The following is a 23,007-nucleotide window of genomic DNA, read 5'->3' as shown; positions in this document are numbered from 1 at the left end:
CATGAACAGAAGAGAAAATCTAAAATTGCTCTTTACCGGCTCGGTCGGTACGGGTTTATTATTTACTGGCTGTTCACCTGAGCAGCAGAAATTACCTGCCAGGGATTTGCTTTCTGGCGGTACTATTGGTGGTAGAACAGAAGAAGAAAAGCAGCGGGATAAAGAGTTGCTTTCCGAGACGTTTTTCACGGACGATGAGCGTAAAAAGCTTAGTGTCATGGTGGATATTATCATGCCAAAAGATGATGAATCTCCAGCTGCCACCGAATTGGGAGTAGTTGATTTCATGGAATTTATCATGAAGGATATGCCGCATTACCAAACTCCTATGAGAGGTGGCTTGATGTGGTTGGATTTTGAAGCAGATGAGAAGTTTGGCAAACCATTCAATGAGCTTAGTGAGCCTGAAGTTATTGAGATCGTGGAGGAAGTAGCTTGGCCAGACTCAGCAAAACCAGCCTACAAAGGAGCTGTACGCTGGTTTAATATGCTTCGTAATCTTACCTGTTCTGGTTATTTCTCTACCCCAGAGGGTTGGAAGTACATGGGATATGTGGGTAATACACCAAATGCCTGGGATGGAATCCCACAGGAGGTAATGGATAAGCATGGGGTGAAACTGGAAGAAAAATACATTCCTCAGTATCTGAAACCTGAGGATAGAGGTACCATTATCGAGTGGGATGATGATGCAAATATCATTGGCTAATTAGTTGTAGCTCCAATTAGAATTTTATGAAAAACCAATGGGTGTAAGCTCATTGGTTTTTTTGTTGACTTGAAAATTTGGGTAAAAAAAAATCTACCCAATAAGCAAAGCCATTTATCCCATTTTTCAAGGATTATTAGGGCAAACAACCCATATTTACCTTTTCACCACCTCTTAGACTATGAAACGCAGATCCGCTGTCAAGGCCATGGCCTTAACTTCCCTTTCGACTCCTTTTTTCTTTTCTCAAGGATTTACCAGCATCAAAAAACTTCTTTCCCCTGAGACTTCAGGATTTAAAAGTAACTGGGAAAACTGGCCAGATATGAAGTGGATTGGTCCAGAGTTTTGGGGGAATAGACTTCAAGACTGGGAGATCGTAGGTGGCAAGGCAGTCTGCAATATTTCCAGCAACAATAGAGCTTTGCATATTCTTACCCATCAGTTGGGTGCTAATAACAAGGATTTTCAGCAGTCGGTAAGCATCAGCTGGAGCAACAAAGGATTGATTGGCAATGCTGATGTCTATGTTGGATTCAGGTTAGGTGCAAAAGGCATTTTCGAAGACTATCGCTCTGCTGCCGTTTTTGGAAAAGGTTTGGATGTTGGTGTCACAGGAACAGGTCAGTTGATGATCGGGGAGAAGCTCAGTGAGGATAAATTGGATTTATCTAAAGCTATTGATTTGTCTCTTAAAAGTACTTTTAAGCAAGGGAAGTACCTGTTGACTCTTACTGGTACTGCGAGTAACAGCACAGTGGTTTTATCTGCTGATGGGATTGATCCAGAGGACTTGCAGGGCAATTTGGCTTTAGTCGCCAACTGTCCAAAGAAGGAACAAGACACAAACAGCCTAGTGGCATTTTCAGACTGGGTATTCCAAGGCGATAAAATTGTAGAAGCTGCCGATCAGGTATTTGGGCCGATTTTCTTTGCACAATATACACTGCACAAAAACAGTCTTAAATTAACTGCACAACTCGCTCCGTTGGAGCTGATTCCAAATACTAAGGTAGATCTTCAGCTCAAAAAAGGTTCAGGATGGGAGACGGCTCAAACTTCAGCACTTGATCCAAATGGAAGAATCGCCAATTTTAGGATAGATGACTGGAAGCATAAGAAAATGATTCCATATCGAGTGCAGGTGAATGTTCCTCTAAAAGATAAAACGCAGGAATTCTATTTTTATGGTGAAATTGCGGCGCAGCCGAAATCTTCTGATGACTTAAAAGTAGCAGTCTTTAGCTGCAATGCTGACCATGGTTTTCCTGATCAGGAAGTAGCTATTCATGTGGCAAAACACAAGCCTGAAATGGCCTTGTTTCTCGGAGATCAGTTCTACGAGGGTTCAGGTGGATTTGGTATTCAGACCAGTCCTTTGGAGAAGTCGTACCTAGATTACCTTCACAAGTGGTACATGTTTGGTTGGTCATATCGTGATATTTTTAGAAACATACCCACAGCCATTATCCCTGATGATCATGATGTATATCATGGGAATGTATGGGGTGAAGGAGGTAAACATGCGCCATCTGATGAAGGCTGGGGCTATATAGCCCAAGATCAGGGTGGCTACAAAATGCCTCCTGAATGGGTGAATATGATTCAAGATACTCAAACTAGCCATCTGCCAGATGCCTTTGATCCAACTCCTATTAAGCAAGGGATTAAGGTATATTACACAGATTGGGAGTATGGCGGAGTAAGTTTTGCGATTTTGGAAGATAGAAAATTCAAATCTGCTCCGCAGAATGTCCTGCCTAAGGAAGCAAAAGTAATGAATGGCTTTATTCAGAACCCTGATTTTGACATCAAAAAGTATTATGATATAGATGCCCAGCTACTAGGCAAAAGACAACTTGATTTCTTGGAAAGTTGGACCGCGCAATGGGATCCAGGAGTTCAGATGAAAGCTGTATTGTCTCAGACGAACTTTTGTACTGTAGCCACTTTACCGGAAGGAAGTATCATTGATAGCATAGTTCCTAGTTTGCCTACTCCTGAGAAGGGAGAGTACGTGGATGGTGATGCGCCGACTACTGATATGGATTCGAATGGCTGGCCGCAAAAAGGCAGGGATAAGGCCGTGAGAATTATTCGTAAATCTTTTGCCCTACATATCGCCGGAGATCAGCATTTGGCAAGTACTGTGCAATATGGGGTGGAGGAATTTCGTGATTCTGGGTATGCCTTTGGAGGGCCGGCACTGAATAATCTATGGCCGAGACGCTGGTGGCCTCAGGTGCCCGAAGGACATGAGCCATTCCCAGGAGGAACCAAAAATACGGGAGATTTCGAAGATGGCTTTGGAAATAAAATGACAGTAATGGCTGTAGCCAATCCTTATAAAACTGGTTTCACACCTACCCGAATTTATGATCGAGGGACAGGTTATGGAATAGTCACATTCGATAAGAAGGCTCGGACGATGAAGATCGAATGCTGGCCAAGAAACGTTGATCCGATTGCTAACCCTGAAGGACAATATGAGGGCTGGCCTATTACAGTTTCGCAGAAAGATAATTATGCTAGAAAAGCTGTCGGCTATTTGAAAACCTTGAATCTGGAGGGAGTTGAAAATCCACTAGTTTCTGTTTACAATGAGTCCACAGGAGAACTAGAATACGCGATGCCTGTCAATACTGCTAGTTTTCAGCCAAAAGTGTTTTCTGCTGACAAGTATAGAGTAGAAGTAAGAGATCAGGATAAAGGCTTGATGAAAACGTATGCAGGGCTTACTATGCAAAGCGATCATTCGGATAGTATAGTTGTGAATCTTGCGGAGTAATTTTATTGGTTAAAGTACGAGCTGAAGGGCTTCATTCGTCAGGATAAATCATTCTACTTTCGAATTTTTAATGAATAGTAAATGTCGAATACTGAATCAAGAATGCTGAATTTTAGGATTAAATATGATATATAAACATAACATCATGAGTTTTAAGAGTAAACTTTTGCTAGGATTGACTGGCGCTGCCCTGTTTTTTAACTGCAGTTCCCCTAAAGAAGAACAGACTGATTCAGAGCTGAAAAAGCCAAACATTGTCATCATTTATATGGATGACTTGGGCTATGGTGATTTGAGCTCCTATGGAGCTACTGAGCTTTCTACTCCGAATATTGACAAAATAGCAAATGGTGGAATTCGATTCACCAACGGCTATGCCACTTCGGCTACCTGTACTCCAAGCAGATATGCCTTGCTGACAGGTGTGTATCCATGGAGGAATAAGGATGCCAAAATCCTTCCAGGTACGGCCCCTTTGCTAATCAGCACAACTCAGATGACTATTCCCAAAATGCTAAGAGGACAAGGTTATCAAACTGGAGTAGTAGGGAAATGGCACCTAGGTTTGGGTGACGGAAATGTTGATTGGAATCAGCATATCAGCCCAAGTCCAAATGAAGTCGGCTTTGATTATAGCTATATCATGGCCGCAACTCAAGATCGAGTGCCTACAGTGTATATAGAAAATGGTGACGTGGTGAATTTGGATCCAAATGACCCTATTGAAATAAGCTACAAGGAGAACTTTGAAGGGGAGCCAACAGGAAAGGATAATCCTGAACTAACTACGATGAAGTGGCATCATGGCCATAATAATAGCATTGTGAATGGCATTCCTAGGATAGGATATATGAAAGGTGGAGAAGCTGCGAAGTGGTCAGACGTAGATATGGCTGATCATTTCTTAGAAAAAGCCCAAAGCTATGTAAAGTCCCACAAAGAAAACCCGTTCTTTCTTTACTATGCATTTCAGCAGCCACACGTGCCAAGGACTCCTCACCCAAGATTTGAAGGTAAATCAGGAATGGGGCCTAGAGGAGATGTGATTTTGGAAGCTGATTGGATGGTAGGGGAGTTTATGAAAACCTTGGAAGATGAAGGCTTGCTTGACAATACGCTGATCATTTTCACTTCTGATAATGGCCCAGTCTTGAATGATGGCTACTATGATGATGCGGTAGAAAAGCTTGGGGATCATACCCCTGCAGGTCCATTGAGAGGTGGTAAGTACAGTCTGTTTGAAGCTGGAACTCGAGTGCCATTTATGCTGTATTGGAAAGGGAAAATCCAGCCACAGGTTTCGGATGCCTTAGTATGTCAACTTGATTTGCTTAGCTCTTTGGCTTCTTTGACTGGAAGTACAGATACTACAGAGGATTCTGAAAATCTCTTGCCAGCTTTCTTTGGTGAGAAAAAAACTGGTAGATCCGAGCTGATATTGGAAGCTACAGGAAGAACAGCTTTGAGAAAGGGAGAGTGGATTATGATTCCTCCTTACAATGGCGCAGCAAAGATCAAGTCTGTCAATATTGAAATCGGAAATGATAAGGCATATCAATTATATAATCTCACAGATGATATAGGGCAAACCAACAATCTTGCGGAGGCCAATCCAGATAAGTTGGAAGAAATGGTCAATGATTATACTACTATTCGAGGTGATTTGAATGAGAAAGTAGAAGATGTGGTGCTGAAATAAGTCGTTTTCTTTAATTTACAATGGAAGATCCTGGAGCATTCTCTAATGCCCGATCTTCCATTTTTATTTACCTAATTATGCATAGACCCTTAGTTTTCCTCCAACTGCTTGTATTATTTCTCTCTTTTTCCCCTCTGGCATTTAGTCAAAGTAAACAGGGAGATAAACCCAATTTCATTATAATTTTCACAGACGATCAGGGCTATGGAGATTTAGGGGCATTTGGTCATCCCACGATCAAGACTCCTAATATCGATCAAATGGCAGTGGAAGGGCAGAAGTGGACTAGTTTCTATGTAGCAGCGAATGTATGTACTCCAAGTAGATCTGCGATTTTAACAGGAAGAATGCCTGTTCGCACGGGAATGTACTCCAACAAGCGACGAGTCTTATTTCCTGATTCAGACGGTGGACTTCCGGCCTATGAAAACACAATTGCCACGTTACTTAAAAAAGAAGGTTACGCTACCGCGGCAGTTGGGAAATGGCATTTGGGGCACTTACCGCAATACTTACCAACCAGTCATGGCTTCGATTCTTACTTTGGAATTCCCTATAGCAATGACATGGATCGTATTAATGATGTGACTCACACGCAGGCATTTCTCGAATCAAAATACGAGTATTTCAATGTGCCATTGATGAGGGATACCGAGATCATTGAGCGACCAGCAGACCAAAACACCATTACCAAGAGGTACGCTGGAGAAGCTGTGAAATTCATTACAGCTAACAAGGACAAACCATTCTTTCTGTATTTAGCTCATTCTCTACCTCATGTTCCGCTTTTTGCCTCAGGTGATTTCAAAGGGAAAAGTGAGCGAGGATTATATGGTGATGTGATAGAGGAGATTGATTGGTCAGTGGGAGAGGTACTGAGAGCATTGAAGGATAATGGGCTAGACAAAAACACCTATGTTATTTTCACCTCAGACAATGGCCCTTGGTTAGTTTATAATGAGCAGGGAGGTAGCTCTGGATCTTTATTTGGTGGCAAAGGAACAAGCTATGAAGGTGGTGTTCGTGTACCAACAGTAATCTGGGGACCAGGAAATGTGAAGCCAGGGCTGATCTCGAAAATGGGAAGCACGCTGGATTTATTACCTACAATCACGACACTTGCTGGTGCAAAACTACCTCAGGACCGAGTGTATGATGGATTTGACTTAGGTCCTGTACTTAGAGGCGAGAATGCGACTCCACGGGATGAAATGTTTTATTACCATGGAGATCGTCTATTTGCTGTTCGCAAAGGAGATTTCAAACTTTATTTCTACAGTAACAATCCTGCTGGTTATCCTGAGAAATTGGAGAAGCTTGAAAAACTGACTTTGTATAATTTAGGGCATGATCCTTCAGAGCGTTTTGATTTGGCAGAAAAGAATCCTGATAAAGTAGCAGAGATCAAGGAGATTGCTAGAGAACACTCAGAGAAAATGGTGTTTGGAGCGACGCAATTAGAGAAGCGGATAGAAAAGTGATTTTGATGATCTACCCTGAAATGGTAAGGCATCGACCAGTGTTAGCATCGACCTGTTTCTGAGTAGGTAATTTTATTAATTTTTTCATCTCCAAGTCGCAAGGAGCTCGAAGAATTCTGCAAAGTGTCATATTTGAATGGGTGAGATACTGATCGTGCCGTTGGCACTCTTAGGTATAAGGTTTCCTATTATCCCTGAATTTCGCTTTGCTGTATTCAGGGTTTTTACTGATTGTGCCTTTGGCACAAAGTATACAGAAGGGTAATTAAATTCTCCTGCCAAAGGCAAGGCCTTTAACTGCTCAGAATGGAATTCTTATAGCATGAATCTCTGATGCTGTACAGAGTCCCATAGGCAGGATCTAAACACTGTGTACATATTCTTTTCGCAAAGAGCTCAAAGAATTCCGTAAAGGCTCATTTTTGATTGGGTGAGATACTGATCGTACCGTTGGCACTCTTAGGTATTAGGTTTCCTATTATCCCTGAATTTCGCTTCGCTGTATTCAGGGTTGTTACTGATTGTGCCCTAGGCACAAAGTATACAGAAGGGTAATTAAATTCTCCTGCCAAAGGCAAGGCCAGTTTGTGCCCAGAATGGAATTCTTATAGCATGAATCTCTGATGCTGTACAGAGTCCCATAAGCAGGATCTAAACACTGTGTACATATTCTTAAACCGCCTAGTCGCAAGGAGCTCGAAGAATTCTGCAAAGTGTCATATTTGAATGGGTGAGATACTGATCGTGCCGTTGGCACTCTTAGGTATAAGGTTTCCTATTACCCCTGAATTTCGCTTCGCTGTATTCAGGGTTTTTACTGATTGTGCCTTTGGCACAAAGAATACAGAAGGGTAATTAAATTCTCCTGCCAAAGGCAAGGCCTTTAACTGCCCAGAATGGAATTCTGGGTAATAAAGAACAGTAAAGTTACACAGAGTGCTAAAGGCACGATCGGTAATAAAAATGGCTCCGTCAGATACTGACAGAGCCATTTTTATAAAATATAATTTCAAAACCTACGAGGAGATTTCTCAGTCGTTCCTCCTTCGAAATGACACCTCAAAGGTTAAGTGTTTACTTAAAGCCTAGCTTCATTCTTACCTTATCCAGAATCTCAGCTCCTACAGCCTTGGCTTTTTCTTCGCCAGCGGCAAGTTTCATTTCTATTTCCTCAGGATGATTCATATAGAAATCAAAAAGCTCACGCTCTTTTCTGTACTTATCTAGGATCAACTGCAATAATTCTTTCTTCGCGTGGCCATAGCCATAATTACCAGCTTCGTAGTTTGCTCGCATCTGCTTCGTCTGCTCTTCTGAAGCGATCAGACTGTACAGCTTAAACACATTATCTGTATCCGGATCTTTGGGTTCTTCCAAACCTTTACTATCCGTCACGATGCTATTTACATTCTTTTTTAATGCTTTTTCCGGAAGGAAAATATCAATGAAGTTGTTGTAAGACTTACTCATCTTCTGACCATCTGTGCCAGGAATAGTTTTTACCACCTCATCGATTCTAGCTTCAGGTATGGTCAAAATATCTTCTCCCACTATTCTATTGAATGTGGAGGCGATATCCCTTGCCATTTCCAGATGCTGCATCTGATCTTTTCCCACGGGAACCAAATCTGCAGAATAGAGCAAAATATCAGCAGTCATCAATACCGGGTAGGTGAATAGACCAGCATTTACATCTGAGAGTTTTTCTGCCTTATCCTTGAAGCTATGTGCATTGGCAAGCATGGGAAAAGGAGTGAAGCAGTTCAAGTACCAAGTCAATTCCGCTACCTCAGGTCTTCTGGACTGACGATAGAAAGTGGTATGCTCGATATCTAAACCAAAAGCCAGCCAAGCAGCAGCCACAGCGAGTGTGTTTTGCTTTCTTAGCTCACCATCTTTGGAGGTGGTCAGGGAGTGCAAGTCTGCAATAAAAATGAAGGATTCTTCCTTGTTCTCTTTGATCAGTTCAATAGCAGGGACGATCGCACCTAGGATATTTCCCATATGAGGTCTGCCGCTACTTTGAATGCCTGTAAGTACTCTTGCCATTAGTCTGAATTTGCGGCAAATTAAGTAAATCAGCCTATAATTCGTTTGAAATTATGCGTTAATTGCGACTATGATTCGAATTCCATTTTCTCTGTTTGCACTACTTTTACTTTGCTTTACCGCCCAACATGCACAGGCTCAGGAACCTGTCACTCCAAAATTGATTTGGGAGATCAACAAAGCAGATTTGGGAACAGTGCTGGAAGAGCAAGGTCCTCAACTGGAGGAGTTTCATTTTACGCATACCCAGGATTCTCTTTTTTTCATTGAGAAAGTCTGGACGGACTGTGGTTGTACGACAGTGGAATACACCAAGGATACCTTGGAGGTAGGAGAGACAGGGACTTTGCAGGTTTCATTTGATCCATCTTCAGGAGCTGGGTTTTTCTCGAGGATGATCGTCGTGAAAGGCAATTTAGAAGGCACTCAGGATACTTTATTTATAGAAGGAAATGCTATTCCTAGAGCAAGTGATCCAGAGGGGACTTATAGAACTCGAAAAGGAGATTTGGGCTTTCGACTTTCCAAAGTAAATGTCGGAGAGGTATTTACCAATGAGCCAAAGCTGAAGCAGGTGGAGGTGTTTAATTTTGGAGATAAGCCTTTTTATAAGGACAGCGTAGAGTTTGCTGGGCCAGAATATATCCAAGTTTCACAGTTGACAGACTCTATAATGCCTAATGACCGCGGCCTACTTCAAGTGTATTATGATGGGGCTATGAAAAATGATTTGGGGTATTTTGAGGATCAGGTTTCTGTAAACTGGAAGGATAGCACCAGTTTTATTCAGCTAGAGATTTTGGCTGATGTGTTTGAGTATTATGCGCCTTTTGCCAAGGATGATTTGAACCTAGTTCCTCAGTTAGTAATCGACCCTAGAGAAATTGACTTGAAAACCATCAAATCAAGTGAGATTAAGGTGGAGAATGTGGTGCTTAGCAATAGAGGTAAGCAAGTGCTCGAAATAAAAAAAGTACAGGGAAACTGTGAATGCCTTAAACTCGAGATGTCCAAAACTTCACTTAATCCAGGAGAATCCATAGTGCTTAAAGTAGTATTTGATCCTAAAGGAAGACAAGGGATAGATCAGCGGAATATCTATGTATTTACTAATGATCCATTAAATCCAGTGCAATTATTACTGCTTAAAAGCAGAGTGGAGTAGTAATTTTCAATTTGCATTTTGATTTTTTGCCTTATACCAAATAGGCTGATATTTTGTATCTTAGAAATTGAACTTCCTATATTTTTGTTGGAAATACCTCAACTGTTTAACAATGAAAAAACAACTACTGTTTATACTGGGGCTACTTGTTTTTATGGTTTTAGCCTCCCACAGGCCCACAGAAGTAAATCCATTTAGGGTCTATCCTTACCTACAAGCCTATGGGGAAGGTAAGATGCAGCTGACATGGTTTAGTAATTCTTTAGCTACGAGTTCTATCAAGTTGCTAAGTGCTACCGGTTCGGTGATGTATGAAGGTGCAGTTACAGCCGAATCTGTACCGGAAATTTATTACACTTCCGCAGAAAAAAATCAACAGATCGATGGATTGGAACAAGGAAGTTGGATCCAAAGTGAGCAGGCTTTTCGCTTTAGATTCCCTATAGATTTGCCTGCTGATGTGCAGGTGAATTATATCGTGACGCTGGCAGGATTGAATTATTCAGGGACTTTTACCATGCCCTCATCCAAATCCAGCTGGGAGAAAATCAGATTTATAGCCTTGGCAGATTCCGAGACAGATCCCAGAGGCCGAGTGACCAATAGAGCTTGGTATCCAGGAACGCCCTTGTTTCGACCGATTACAACTGTTCCAGAACTGTGGAAACAAAAATTTGGAAGCACCATAGAGCAAGGTATAGAGCTGCCAAACTATATGTTGACTGAGGAGAAAGGCTACAATGAAAACCTGCGGATCATCAATGCCCGTAACCCCAACTTCATTATTATGCCTGGAGACCTGGTTCAGGGGGCAGGGTATCAGCCAGCCTGGGATGAGTTTTTTAGACAAAATGCTGGTGAGCTTGGAACAGGCTTGTCTCGCTATGCAATAATTCCAGCCTTGGGTAATTGGGAGGCTTTCGGAGCAGTAAATGGGGGCTATGGTACTAATGAAAAAGGTGAGTTTCTCCCGGTTTTGGGGAGGAAGCGTTTTCATACCTATTTCGAAACACCAACGGAAGATCCTCTTCAAAAGCATCGCCAAAGTTATTACAGAGTAGATTATGGGCCAGTGACTATTTTGACCCTAGATTCTAGCAACGGTACACCTGATCAGACGGAAGCGGATTTTGATGGACAACCTAAGCTTAGTGGAAAGGAATTTACCCTGCCGGGAACTGACACGCAGGAGAATTATACGGACTCACAATACAAAGCTGCGGGAGGAAATGACCTGAGTAGTTTTGGTCCAGGTTCTGATCAATATATTTGGTTGGAAGATAATCTTAAAGATGCCAGTGAAGCTGGTCAATTGATCTTTGTACAATACCATCACATTGCTTTTTCTTCGGGTGAACATGGGGTGCCTTTAAATCATGAACTTTCCATTGGTCAGGTAGGTACACCGATGCGAGTGCTGAATCCTATGCTAGAGGAATATGGCGTAATCGCAGTGTTTTCTGGGCATGATGAATTGTTTGAACGAAGTTTCGTGGATGAGGATAGTGATGGTAAAGGTATTATGTATTATGACGTAGGCGTGGCTGGAGATGGTATGCGGGGTGAAAAGAGAGATTGGCTGGGTAATCCCTTGAACACGCTAGATTACAATCCTTACCGTATGTGGTCTGCAGATCAGAGTTCTGCCGAGGAATGGGATACCTCTGGAGCCAATCCAGTGTTGACCGATGGAGGGAAGCATTATGGGCACTTGGAGGTGAATCTAGAGAAAACCAAAGAAGGTAACCAGGAATTTGCCTTGGTCAATTTTACCCCAGTGTATGTCTTTCCAGTGATGGATCAAAACTACAACCTGCAGCAAGTGGAGCGTAGAGTTTATAAGGATGAGGTGTCTTTGAAAATCCCGCTGCGTGTGGCAGCCTTTGAACCAGAAGTTAAAGATTCAGTGGCGATCTACCTCAATCATGAAGGTGAAGGCTATTTGACAGCGCTAGACTTTTTAGAAGATATGCCAGAAGGCAATTATTTCGTGTTCAGTACTGATCCTGGACCGGAATTCGGCTGTGATGATATAGGATTGAACGAGGTCAAAATCACTTCCAAGAATACTAGTACAGGTCAGGAATGGATGGATCAAACTAGGCTTTATGTGCTGGATACTATCGCGCCCACCTTCACTTATGCAAATGCCTATGAAGCTTTTGACCTCGTAAGTGGAAGTATTACAATTGGAGGGCCTGATTTTGCTATTTGGGATCCTCTGGATAACTGTTCCACGTCTTTCGACTTGATTATAGAGAAAAACAATATTACCTGTGAAGATATTGATGAAGAATCAGGCTATGCAGAGGTGCCGGTTAAGATCACTTTGAAGGATAATAGTGGAAATAGTACAGTAGAAAAAGCAAAAGTATTTTTGAATATAATAGAGTCCAAAACTGTATCCTTAGAAAACACTGAGGAGTTCTATGAAGGTCAGACGGTGAAAATTGAATTAGGTGAGGAGTTGGGATATGAGGTGCTAGCATGGTACAGAAACGGTGAGCTGCTCGCAGATCTCCAAGGGAAAAGTATTGAAATAGATAAGGTTGGTAATTATTACGCCAAAATTCGACTCAGTTCTGGCTGTATCACAAGATCTCAAACACTTGAGATTTCGCTGAATCCTAATCCATATCCGCCAGTCAAAGAACGCATAGAATTAGTGTTAAATGAATCTGGACAAGCTGAACTTCTTCTAGAAGATGTCTTTCAATCATGGCCTTTAGAAAATGAGGATTTGATTCTGTCATTAAGTAAAAGTGAATTCACCTGTGAGGATTTAGGGGCTCAGGAAGTCATCGTGATAATCCAAGACGGAAGCGGAAATGACTGGGAGGAGAAAATTGAGGTAGTTGTACTGGATGAAATGGCGCCTATTTTGGAGACCAAAAATCTGGAACTTGAGCTTGATTTGACTTTGGGAGCTCTGCAATTGAAAACCGAGGATTTCATAGAGTCAGTAACTGACAACTGTGAAATTAAGGAAGTGACTATCAGCAGAACTCAAATCACCTGTGAGGACCTTGGGAAAGAGATCGGGGTGGAAATTAGGGCAGTTGATATCGCTGGGAATGTCACAGAGAAAACAGCCCAAGTCATGGTGAAATCACTTAGTACAAAACCAGTGAGTATTTCTGGACCTGAATTGGTCTGTATTGGTGATACGCAGATATTGACCTTAGCTTCTGAAGCTGATTTCGAAGTGGTACGATGGAGAAGAAATGGGACTGAAATTAGTGGTGCTACCGGAAAAACTCTCGAAATAGAAGAAGGAGGAAGCTATCATGCTATTGTCAGATATGCTGGAGCTTGTCTTTTCGAAACGGAGAAATTTGAAGTGGTATCAGCTGCTTTCCCAAGCGGAGAAATCGTGGAAGACGGTAATATCCTGAGAGCACCAGAAGGTGATTTCACTTATCAATGGTACAAGAATGGAGAAAAGATTGATGGGGCAATTTCCAGATCTTTGGAAGTTCAATCTATGGGAGAATATAGCGTTGAGCTAAAGAATACCGCGGGCTGTGAGACTAGACTTGCTGCTGTGACAATGACCATTTCGGGTATATTCAATCCTGGGATTTTGGTTTCTGAGGAATTGAAAATCTATCCGAATCCAGCCTCAGCTGAAGTGGAAATTCAAGCTTTGGGAGATTTGAAATTTGCTGAGAACTCTATGAGAATCTATAATTCCTCTGGAAGGGAAGTCAGTTCCAGCGTAGAAGTCATACGCCAAAGTTCAAGCTCTGTCAGTTTGGCTATCGCTAGGCTTTCTGCAGGAACCTATGTGATCATGGTGGAAAGCAGGGATAATCGGGTGTTTGTAGGCAAGTTGATCAAGCAGTGAAATAGGTGAGGGGTTCAAGACAACAGAGTCTCAGATGGAAGTGAATTTCACTACGGCTGCCAGCATTCTAGCTTGGGACAATAAGAATTAGTTTTCTGTAGAAGCTGTGATTGTCATTCAGTACTTATACCAAGCACAAACTTTTTTGGTCTAATTTTCGGTAAGTCTCATGACTAGGATTCCAGATTGGGTTTTATTTCCAGCTAGGTAATCACTAAGGGTTTTTTCTGAGATTTCTACTTCCATGTTTTTTGAAGAGGCGTGAAGTAGATGGATTCTTCCATCTTTCTGAATTGCAAATCCCGTGTGAACGATGTCCAAATTGTCCATAGATGTGGTGATGGCGATCAGATCACCAGATCGAATACCCTTCTCTAAACTGCTGATTTCGGATTTTGGAATGTAGAAATAGCTTCTTGTTTTGATGTCTGCTTCGGCTGTTTTGATTGCTTCGAGATTGGAAGGATCAGCAAGCTGAGCATAGAATTGAGGGTTCTCCGACATAAAGGATGGAGCGTTCGGATAAGGAGATCCACCAATTTCTTCTGTGATATCAGTCAAGATTCCCTTTTGCTGATTTTCATAAACCCAATCAGAAAAGTAATGCAAGCGCGAAGGATAAGCTTCCTTGATCCCATCTCTGTAGCGCAGAAATTCTAATTCTTTCTCAAAGTCCTCAAAAGTAAATTCCTCTTTTTCCGTCATCCTCACCAATGTCACCACCGTTTCCAGAAAAGTAGTGCAGTCCAAGCCAGTTAAGTTGATGACCAATTTTTCTGCTCCGGGAAGTTCCAAAGTTTTCTCCACGTAGGGAGTTTCGAGAAACCATTGTGCTACTTTAATAGTCAGCTCATTTGCTGACAAATCCGAATAGTTTCCAGAGGATAATTTACTGAGGTAGCTATCTAGTTTTTCGCGGCTTTCTAGAGTGCAGACAGTCTGGGCCGAAACAAAAATAGTAATCCAACAGAAAGTTAAGCTGAGCAGATATTTCACCTGAGTGAGGATTTTAATGAGTCGAAATCTACTTCATTTTTAAATAAATGGAAATAGAAATGAAAACTAGCATGTCTTAAGGTATCTTCAAATTCCCAAAGAAATTTCATTTAACGCCAGTAAAGTTGCCTAGTCGATAAGCACTAGGCATTCTGACAAAACTGTTTTATTCCCAATATGAGTTCTAATTCTATCAAAATTCCTTTTACCCTAGTTCTCCTAATTCTTTTGCAAAGCATCGCCTTTGCGCAGAGAGAGTTCTATGTCTCTCAACTTGGAAACGATGATAACCGAGGAACTGAAGAATCCCCCTTTCGCAGTATCGGCCATGCAAAGGAGGTAATCAAAGCTTTTAAAGCAGAAAAGCCAGCAGAGAAGGTAACGCTGATTCTCAGGGATGGGACTTATTATCTCAGTGAGCCATTGGTTTTTGACTCAAAGGAATCGGGAAGTACAGATGCCCCATATACAATTCGAGCAGCTGAGGGAGAGAAGGTAATTCTGAGTGGAGGAATGTCTTTGGATTTGAAATGGAAGCATTATAAGGGAGATCTATTAGTGGCGAAAGTTCCTAAGGGGATAGACTTTTCTTCGCTTTATATCAATAGCGAAAAGCAGATCCGAGCTAGATATCCCAATTACCAAGCTGATGTTTACCCCTTCAATGGCTTTTCTGTAGATGCTATTTCAAAAGAGAAAATCGCGACTTGGAAGAATCCGAAAGGAGGCTACATTCATGCGCTGCATAAGAGTAAATGGGGTGGAATGCATTATGTGATCACAGGAAAATTTGGGGCGGATAGCTTGATGTATGAAGGCGGCTGGCAAAATAACAGATCCAGTGGATTGCATCCGGAATACCGGTTTGTAGAGAATATTTCCGAAGAGCTGGATAGTCCGAATGAGTGGTTTTTAGACAGGGAAAAAGGCCTGCTTTATTTTTATCCTGAAGAAGGGCTAGCAATAGAAAGCATCCAAAAAGTAGAAGTGGGGATGTTAGAAAATTTGATCTCTTTCAAAGGAGACAAGGATCTTCCCGTACATGATATCGTCTTGCAGAATTTGACTTTTCAGCAGAGCAGACCAACCTTCATGAAGACTGAGGAGCGTCTGATGAGGAGTGATTGGACGGTGTATAGAAGTGGAGCGATTCTGTTGGATGGCACTGAGAACATCCTGATTGAAGACAATGTTTTTCAGGATTTGGGAGGCAATGCGATTTTCGTCAGCAACTATAATAGAAACACGAGCATCAAAGGGAATTTGATTGAGGAAATAGGAGGGAGTGCAATCAGTTTTGTAGGAAATCCAGATGCTGTTCGCTCTCCATCTTTCAATTATCATGAGTTTGTTCCAGAGGCAGAGATTGATACTGTTCCGGGTCCAAAGTCTGAGAATTACCCCGCTAACTCACTCGTTGCGGATAATTTGATACGTAACATTGGTACGATCGAAAAGCAAGTTGCAGGAGTTCAGATAGAAATGGCCATGGACCTGCACATTGTGCATAATACCATTTACAATGTGCCCAGAGCTGGGATTAATATTGGTGATGGAGCCTGGGGAGGGCATATTATTGAATACAATGACGTGTTCAATACCGTGATGGAAACCGGTGATCATGGGGCTTTTAATTCCTGGGGAAGAGATAGGTTTTGGCATCCGAATAGGCAAACTATGGATGAGCTAACGGCGAGGCATCCGGACTGGATAAAGCTTGATGCCATCAAAACTACCATTATCCGCAATAACCGTTTTCATTGCGACCATGGCTGGGATATAGATTTGGATGATGGATCGAGCAATTATGAGATTTATAATAATCTGGCACTAAGTGGAGGAATCAAATTGCGTGAGGGATTTTATAGGACTGTTTACAATAATATTATGGTGAATAATGGCTTTCATCCTCATGTCTGGTTTAAAGAAAGTCATGATGTTTTCACTCGTAATATTGTGATGACTTCGCACAAACAAATTCGAGTAAACTACTGGGGAGACAAGGTCGATGAGAATTTTTTCACTACAGAGGAAGACCTTGATCAAAGTAGATCCTTTGGGATAGAAGCGAGCGGTGAGTTTGGAGATCCTATGTTTGTGGATCCTGAAACAGGGGATTTCAGTCTTCATGAAGATTCTCCAGCGATCCAAAGTCTGGGATTTGTCAACTTCGATATGGATAATTTTGGAGTGACTTCTCCAGCATTGAAAAAAATGGCTGCTACTCCAGAAATCCCTTTTCTCCTACTGGAAAATGAAGAGAATAAGTCGGAAATCAGAGAATGGCATGGTTTCAAGGTGAAAAATATGGAGACTCTAGGAGAGCAATCTGCAGCTGGATTAAATGAAATTACAGGAGTAATTGTTCTTGAGCTACCGGATCAGTACGATACTTCTGCTGCCAATTCATTGAGAGTTGGTGATGTGATCTTGAGCTGCTGGGATGAAGAGGTAAGTGATTTTATATCGCTTAGTAAAGTGGAAAAAGGTAACAATTGGAAAGGCCGTACCGAGTTAAAAGTGTGGAGAAATCAGGCGATGACCTCGGCAATGATTCAATAGAGTATTTGGATTTTTGTATAGAAAATGGGAGTTTTCCATGCTGGGACCAGACAGAATTTTGTGCCTGCATTATTTCTACTACAAATTAATGAGCTTATTCATTCTCAACCACCTTACTCATGCTAAGAGGAAAAATTAGAAATACTTCGATTGCTTTATTGTTGACCCCATTGCTCGCAGCAATTCCATTTTATGGGTTTTGCCTTCAAATGGGACAACAGGAAGAGGTAATCAATGTTCGCGACTTTGGGGCAATACCAAATGATGGGAAGGACGATACGGCATTTTTGAGGAAGGCTGCTGAGAAGGCCAGAACTACCCCGAATGCTACCTTGTACTTTCCCGCAGGAGAATATCAGCTCAGAGATCAGAAGGCGGTAGATATTCAAGAGGCTGCATTTGCAGGAGAATTAGGAGCAAATCCCCAGGAGGTTCTCTACGTGCCAAACCAAGAATATGTGATAGGATTGGACTTTGAAGGAGCAGATGGTTTGACCATAGATGCCAATGATGTGAAAATAATTTTTGATGGCTGGATGGAGCCGGTCTCCTTTCGGAATACACAAAATGTGACGCTAAATGGCCTGACCATTGATTACAAAAAGCGGCCAAATAGCTATGGGGAGATCATCAAGTTAGGTGAAGATTATGTTGATGTGGAATTCCCCGAAGAGGAGGAGATGACTGATGAGATGCTCATCCTGAGAGTGATGCTCTATAATAAAGAAAAAAAGTCCTTGGTAGGTACGGCCGTTTACTTCGATAGCAAAAAAGGTATTGCTCCCAACGTCCTTCGTTTTTATGGGGCTGGAATTCGGAATCAAGCCGAACTGGGCAGAGTGCTGATTACCTTTTCGGGCTTTCATTACAGACCAGCGATTTTAATTTACAAGACCAAGGATATTACCCTAAACGATGTGACGATCAATGCTCAGGCAGGAATGGGAATCGTGGGGCATTTGAGCAAAAATATCACAATGAACAGGCTGAAAGTAGTTCCTCCAGCAGGCAGATATGTCTCTTCCAATACTGATGCCACTCATTTCGCGACCAATAGAGGCTTTATACGCTTTGATGATTGTGAATTTGAAGGACAGGGAGATGATGCTACCAATGTTCATAATTACTATGCACATATCGTGAGCAGACCTGCAGAAAATGTATGTGAGACATTTTTGGGAGAAAAGAATTTTACGCATTCCACCTATCAAGATGAGCCACAGAATGGAGATGTGTTGGCGGTGATAGAAAAGTCGACCTTGAAAGAAGTGGGCTATATCAGGGTAAGTGATTTCGAAACGAACCCAGAGGAGCGCCTTGTGAAAATCACTTTTGATGGGGACTTGCCAGAGGATATTGAGAATTATTACCTGGCAAATATGTCTGCTACACCTAGTTTGGAGTTTGCAAATAGCCAGGTGAGATCTCATCGAGCTCGCTCAGTATTGGTGAAAACCAGAAAAGTATTGATCGAGAATTCCTCTTTTGAAAACACCACAGGCACTGCTATTCATATTGGAGCAGAGGGAAATTGGTTGGAGGGAGTTGCCTCTGAGGATGTGATTATACGGAACAATACCTTTACCAACTGTGGCTTGGGAGGGAATAACGATGGCACCATAGATGGTGCATCTGCTATAGCCATTCATGTCAATGCTCCAGATCGTACTATTCCAGGATTACACAAGCGGATTTTGATAGAGAACAACAAGGTGATTGGAGGCGAACATGCTTTTACTGTCAAGGGCGCAGAGAATGTTACGATTCGGAACAATGAATTTTTGGAAATCGTAAAGGAGCCAATAGTAGTGGGCGCTTCTAGAAAAGTAAGCGCTTATGAGAATAAGGGCGCTGCAGATATAGCAAGCAAAATCAGCCCCGTAATTCCAATTTGGTGGTAAGAGATGCAAGGCTAGATTGGGAAGTCTGATCAGTTATCAGTTTTCCCAACCCAGCCACTTAAAGACAATTTCCTTGTAATCATCGCGCTCATAAAGAATACCAATGGTCTTCGAATCGAGCAAAACCAAATCGCTGTAAGCTGTCCAGGTTTTACCTTTAGGAACATCTTTATGGTCGATAAGAGTGGTTTTAGGCCAGGTTTTGCCTTGATCGGTACTAATCTTTAGACTTAGGTTATTTCTAGATGCTGTATCAGCATTGTTGGAATGAAATAATATGGTGTTTCCGGCTTCATCTTCAAAAGCAAGAATGGATCCTTGGCATACAGGATCAGGTAGACTCTCTTCAAAATACTGTTCAGACCAAGTAGCTCCGCCGTCTTCAGAATAGGCCAGAATTCTGCTTCGAATATCTCCTCGCTGATTTCTGGTACTCATAATCATTCGACCATCGGGAAGTTCTGCGGCGATGGATTCATTGGAGCCTGGGAACTTGATAGACTCGGAAAGGTTGAAAGTTTTGCCATGATCGTCCGTGTAAAACCCATGTGCCTGATAATCCTTGAATTCTTCTTGTGGAGGACCTTGAGAATGATTGGCTGCCACATAGATTCTTCCTTTATAGGTGCCCTTTTGAAACTGAAATGCATGACCGGGAGTATTGGCATAATGCCTCCAATCTGCAGGATTGGTGTAAGAAGCATTGAATTCAGGATTGTTGGGCTTATGAACTTGGCTGGTGATGTTTACTGGCTGTTCCCAAGTATGTCCCAAATCCAGAGAACGAATCATCCATACTTCCCGCACTCCCTGATTCATTCGAATCTCATATTCGTGATTGTTGCCTGTATTGTAAAACAGGTAAACCACGCCGTCCGGATGAGCCGGGTCCATTAAATCTAAGACAGGTGCTGGATTGCCGGCTTGCAAGTCATCGTAATCCACAATCGTTTGAAGTGCTGACCAGGTTTTGCCTTTATCCGCACTTCTCTTGAGTACCAGATTAATATCTCCATAGTCATTAGAGCCGTTTACCCTGCCTTCGGCAAAGGCCAAAAGTTCACCATCAGGTAAGTCAATGATTGCTGGGATCCTGTAGGAAGCATGACCTTCTTGACCACCTTGATAAACAAGTGATTCCTGGGCAAAGCTAGATACAGAGCAAAGAATGAGAAGGACTAAAAGTAATTGTCGCATAGGGTTTGGGTTTGGCTTGTAGCCAAAAATGAAGAATTGAAGGATAGGAAGCAATTGGCGCGGTTAGAGTTTTGGGTTTTTAGGGGATTCTTAATGATGATTTATAAGACTGGAACGTTGGTGCTCAAAAGCAACGACTGGCATACTAGAATATGGATTCCTAGAAATCTTGTGAGTATTGGGTTTTGATTTTTTTAGTATGATGAATTAGAAAAGATAGCTGAGTAACACCGTCTAACAAGTTTAGTCTTCTTATTTATCAATTAATTAATTGTAAGATATTGGTTTTCAAATAATTATGATTCTGTTAAATAAAATACCCTGTACAGGGTATTTTATTTAACTATCATTTTTTTTAATATGTGATTTCATAGTGCAAAAATTGTCGTTAATGCCCATTATTAAGGTTATAAAAATCACTTTTGATACCAATCTGAAATCAAGTGAAATTCCAAAATTTAGAGGAGCAGTAGTGGAAGTGGTTGGACGGCAAAACGTCGCTTTTCATAATCATATCAGCGATTCCCAATTTGCTTATAGTTATCCGGTAATTCAATACAAAACTACCAATGGCAAGGCAAGTATAGTCTGCATTCACGATGGAGTCGATGAAATCCATGAATTTTTCACTAAAAACACTGGGCGAGTTAGAATAGGATCTCAGTTCAGGCCTTTGATGGTGGAGAGTATGAAGATCAATTCTTTTGATGTGGGGCTGACGTCTACTTCACATCGATATCAGATAAATGATTGGTTAGCATTGAACGAGATCAATCATATTAAATATCAGGAATTGGAAGGGATTTCGGAGAAAGTCCAGTTTCTAGAGAGAATGCTGATTGGTAATTTACTCTCATTTGCTAAGGGGATAAATTGGACTGTGGGAGATCCAATAATTCTTAAGATTACAGATATCCCATCAGAGAGCACAGTTAAACATAAGGGGATAAAGTTTCAATCATTTTCACTTTCATTTAAAACTAATATGTACCTCCCTCCAGATATAGGCCTTGGTAAAGGAGCTAGTATGGGATGGGGTACGATAAATAAACCCATAAATCTATGACCAAGTATTTATATGGTGCCAGTATACAAGGTATCCAGAGTTTTATCTTCCAAACGAACAAACTCAAGGAGATTGTGGGAGGGAGCGCTCTTGTAGAATATATATGCACTCAGCTGTTTAAGAATGAACTTGGTTCCAGGTTCAAGGAGGAAAATGTTATTATTTCAGCAGCAGGAAATATTAAATATCAATTCGATGACAAAAAATCTTGTGAATTATTAGTAAAGACATTTCCAAAGATAGTCATGGACTTGGCTCCGGGGATTACTGTAAGTCAGGCAGTTCAGGTTTTAGAATCATCAGAAGATTTCTCGAGTGCTATCCAAGAATTAGAAAATAAACTGAAAACTCAGAGAAGTAAAGCAAACTATTCGATGAATCAGTTTTCTCCGTTTATGATTTGTGAGACTGCCAGAAGAACTGGTGGTGCAGCTATTTCGTACTTCAAAAATGAAGCAATAGATAGTACTCAAATTGCTAAACAAGATTTTGAGAAACGAGGAACAAATGATTTGTATTTTGATCTCACAGGTAAAAGAGTAAAAGTGTCAGATCAGACAAAGAATATTTCCGACTTGGTTGACAAAGAATTTGAAGGACTTACTTCTATAAAAAATTGGATAGGGGTAATCCATGCAGATGGCAACAACCTAGGTAAAAAGTTGATTAAAATATATGGATCTAGCTCTGGGAATGATCTGAAAATAATTTTAAGTGAATTTTCAAAATCTTTAGATATAGCTACAAAGAAAGCAGCAAAAGAAGCTTTTGATGAGGTCTTTGATGAAGAAGACACTCAAATAAAAATCCGTCCGATTGTATTAGGGGGGGATGATTTGACAGTCTTAATCAATGGAAGTAAGGCGGTTCCATTTACGTCAGCATTTTTAGAAGCATTTGAGTGTTATACAAAGTCAGAATTTGTAAAACTTAACTCTGAGTTAAAAAAGAAAAATATCTCTTTTCAATTGGAAGAAGGTGGGCTTACTGCCTGCGCAGGGATTGCATTCGTCAAGGCAAAGTATCCTTTCCATTATGGAGTCCATTTGGCTGAAGAATTATGTGCAAAGGCTAAGAAAGTTTCCAAAAAAATTGCGGAAAGTGAAAATGAAGAATTAACTCCGTCTTCGATAATGTTCCACAAAGTACAGTCCTCTTTTGTGTCAGATTTCGATTCGATTGTAAAAAATGAATTGACTACTTCTAGTGGTACTAGATTTGATTTCGGTCCATATTTTTTAAAGCCTCAAAAAGGGTATGCTACAATAAAGGATTTGGGGCAATGGGTAGCGGAAATAAATCTTTCAACTGCACCAAAATCCAATCTTCGCCAATGGCTCACTATTGTAAGAGATGATGAGACTCAGGCAGAATATCTGATGGAACGAATTCTAGAAAAAACCAAATTTGATAAAGGATTTGATCAGCAAGCTTTGAAGCTAAATGAAGTATATACTCCCCGATTGATTCAAGCTGGTGGGGATGATACAGAAATTGGATTTACTCATCTCTATGACACTTTAACCCTAGCTAACCTGTAATTAACT

General features: G+C 41.3%; 14 protein-coding genes. 10 read left to right on the top strand and 4 right to left on the bottom strand.

What is annotated here, in order from left to right; translation table 11 throughout:
- Position 1 precedes the first annotated feature (1 nt).
- From LV85_RS18455 to LV85_RS18440, 4 genes are all read left to right on the top strand, one after another.
- The gene (locus tag LV85_RS18455; protein WP_111322220.1) at positions 2-709 is read left to right on the top strand and encodes a gluconate 2-dehydrogenase subunit 3 family protein; all 708 of its coding nucleotides are present in this window, start codon (positions 2-4) and stop codon (positions 707-709) included.
- Between the two features lie 181 nt (positions 710-890).
- Entirely contained in the window at positions 891-3,497 is a 2,607-nt protein-coding gene (locus tag LV85_RS18450; RefSeq protein ID WP_111322218.1) for an alkaline phosphatase D family protein, read from the top strand.
- 145 nt (positions 3,498-3,642) lie between these two features.
- Positions 3,643-5,196: a sulfatase family protein gene (locus LV85_RS18445; RefSeq protein WP_111322216.1), complete on the top strand. Its 1,554-nt coding sequence runs from the start codon at positions 3,643-3,645 to the stop codon at positions 5,194-5,196.
- A 77-nt stretch (positions 5,197-5,273) separates the two neighbouring features.
- Entirely contained in the window at positions 5,274-6,677 is a 1,404-nt protein-coding gene (locus LV85_RS18440) for a sulfatase family protein (RefSeq protein WP_111322283.1), read from the top strand.
- A gap of 716 nt (positions 6,678-7,393) precedes the next feature.
- Here the strand turns inward: LV85_RS18440 and LV85_RS18435 are convergent.
- Together LV85_RS18435 and trpS are read right to left on the bottom strand one after the other, a co-directional pair.
- On the bottom strand, positions 7,394-7,669 hold the full coding sequence (locus tag LV85_RS18435; protein WP_111322214.1) for a hypothetical protein: 276 nt from the start codon (positions 7,667-7,669) through the stop codon (positions 7,394-7,396).
- A gap of 82 nt (positions 7,670-7,751) precedes the next feature.
- Positions 7,752-8,726: a tryptophan--tRNA ligase gene (gene trpS / locus LV85_RS18430; protein ID WP_111322212.1), complete on the bottom strand. Its 975-nt coding sequence runs from the start codon at positions 8,724-8,726 to the stop codon at positions 7,752-7,754.
- 70 nt (positions 8,727-8,796) lie between these two features.
- Here trpS and LV85_RS18425 point away from each other — a divergent pair, with 70 nt between their 5' ends.
- Both LV85_RS18425 and LV85_RS18420 read left to right on the top strand, forming a co-directional pair.
- Positions 8,797-9,891, top strand: coding sequence for a DUF1573 domain-containing protein (locus LV85_RS18425; RefSeq protein ID WP_111322210.1), 1,095 nt, complete (start codon positions 8,797-8,799; stop codon positions 9,889-9,891).
- A gap of 112 nt (positions 9,892-10,003) precedes the next feature.
- Entirely contained in the window at positions 10,004-13,738 is a 3,735-nt protein-coding gene (locus LV85_RS18420; protein ID WP_111322208.1) for a T9SS type A sorting domain-containing protein, read from the top strand.
- 150 nt (positions 13,739-13,888) lie between these two features.
- Here LV85_RS18420 and LV85_RS18415 read toward each other — a convergent pair whose 3' ends face one another.
- Positions 13,889-14,602: an N-acetylmuramoyl-L-alanine amidase-like domain-containing protein gene (locus tag LV85_RS18415; protein ID WP_245942370.1), complete on the bottom strand. Its 714-nt coding sequence runs from the start codon at positions 14,600-14,602 to the stop codon at positions 13,889-13,891.
- A 309-nt stretch (positions 14,603-14,911) separates the two neighbouring features.
- Here LV85_RS18415 and LV85_RS18410 point away from each other — a divergent pair, with 309 nt between their 5' ends.
- Together LV85_RS18410 and LV85_RS18405 are read left to right on the top strand one after the other, a co-directional pair.
- Entirely contained in the window at positions 14,912-17,296 is a 2,385-nt protein-coding gene (locus LV85_RS18410; RefSeq protein WP_111322204.1) for a peptide-binding protein, read from the top strand.
- Positions 17,297-17,415: 119 nt separating this feature from the next.
- Positions 17,416-19,197, top strand: coding sequence for a glycosyl hydrolase family 28-related protein (locus tag LV85_RS18405; protein WP_111322202.1), 1,782 nt, complete (start codon positions 17,416-17,418; stop codon positions 19,195-19,197).
- Positions 19,198-19,233: 36 nt separating this feature from the next.
- Here LV85_RS18405 and LV85_RS18400 read toward each other — a convergent pair whose 3' ends face one another.
- Positions 19,234-20,394, bottom strand: a complete 1,161-nt coding sequence (locus LV85_RS18400) for a sialidase family protein (RefSeq protein ID WP_111322200.1) — start codon at positions 20,392-20,394, stop codon at positions 19,234-19,236.
- A gap of 391 nt (positions 20,395-20,785) precedes the next feature.
- Between LV85_RS18400 and LV85_RS18395 the strand changes: the two genes are divergently transcribed.
- The gene (locus LV85_RS18395; protein WP_111322198.1) at positions 20,786-21,460 is read left to right on the top strand and encodes a CRISPR-associated endonuclease Cas6; all 675 of its coding nucleotides are present in this window, start codon (positions 20,786-20,788) and stop codon (positions 21,458-21,460) included.
- A complete protein-coding gene (locus LV85_RS18390) occupies positions 21,457-23,001 on the top strand; it encodes a Cas10/Cmr2 second palm domain-containing protein (RefSeq protein ID WP_111322196.1) in 1,545 nt (514 codons plus the stop codon). The genes LV85_RS18395 and LV85_RS18390 overlap by 4 nt, the downstream gene beginning before the upstream one ends.
- The last annotated feature ends 6 nt before the right edge of the window (positions 23,002-23,007 follow it).

This window comes from Algoriphagus chordae, assembly GCF_003254055.1.
GTDB lineage: Bacteria > Bacteroidota > Bacteroidia > Cytophagales > Cyclobacteriaceae > Algoriphagus > Algoriphagus chordae.
Note: the sequence above shows the minus strand (reverse complement) of the source record. Positions and strands in the feature narration are given on the sequence as shown.

Coding starts and splice junctions, on each gene's coding strand:
- LV85_RS18455 (WP_111322220.1), top strand. CDS start 2: ATGAACAGAAGAGAAAATCTAAAATTGCTCTTTACCGGCTCGGTCGGT.
- LV85_RS18445 (WP_111322216.1), top strand. CDS start 3,643: ATGAGTTTTAAGAGTAAACTTTTGCTAGGATTGACTGGCGCTGCCCTG.
- LV85_RS18390 (WP_111322196.1), top strand. CDS start 21,457: ATGACCAAGTATTTATATGGTGCCAGTATACAAGGTATCCAGAGTTTT.
- LV85_RS18395 (WP_111322198.1), top strand. CDS start 20,786: ATGCCCATTATTAAGGTTATAAAAATCACTTTTGATACCAATCTGAAA.
- LV85_RS18400 (WP_111322200.1), bottom strand. CDS start 20,394: ATGCGACAATTACTTTTAGTCCTTCTCATTCTTTGCTCTGTATCTAGC.
- LV85_RS18410 (WP_111322204.1), top strand. CDS start 14,912: ATGAGTTCTAATTCTATCAAAATTCCTTTTACCCTAGTTCTCCTAATT.
- LV85_RS18420 (WP_111322208.1), top strand. CDS start 10,004: ATGAAAAAACAACTACTGTTTATACTGGGGCTACTTGTTTTTATGGTT.
- LV85_RS18405 (WP_111322202.1), top strand. CDS start 17,416: ATGCTAAGAGGAAAAATTAGAAATACTTCGATTGCTTTATTGTTGACC.
- LV85_RS18440 (WP_111322283.1), top strand. CDS start 5,274: ATGCATAGACCCTTAGTTTTCCTCCAACTGCTTGTATTATTTCTCTCT.
- LV85_RS18425 (WP_111322210.1), top strand. CDS start 8,797: ATGATTCGAATTCCATTTTCTCTGTTTGCACTACTTTTACTTTGCTTT.
- trpS (WP_111322212.1), bottom strand. CDS start 8,726: ATGGCAAGAGTACTTACAGGCATTCAAAGTAGCGGCAGACCTCATATG.
- LV85_RS18450 (WP_111322218.1), top strand. CDS start 891: ATGAAACGCAGATCCGCTGTCAAGGCCATGGCCTTAACTTCCCTTTCG.
- LV85_RS18435 (WP_111322214.1), bottom strand. CDS start 7,669: ATGGCTCTGTCAGTATCTGACGGAGCCATTTTTATTACCGATCGTGCC.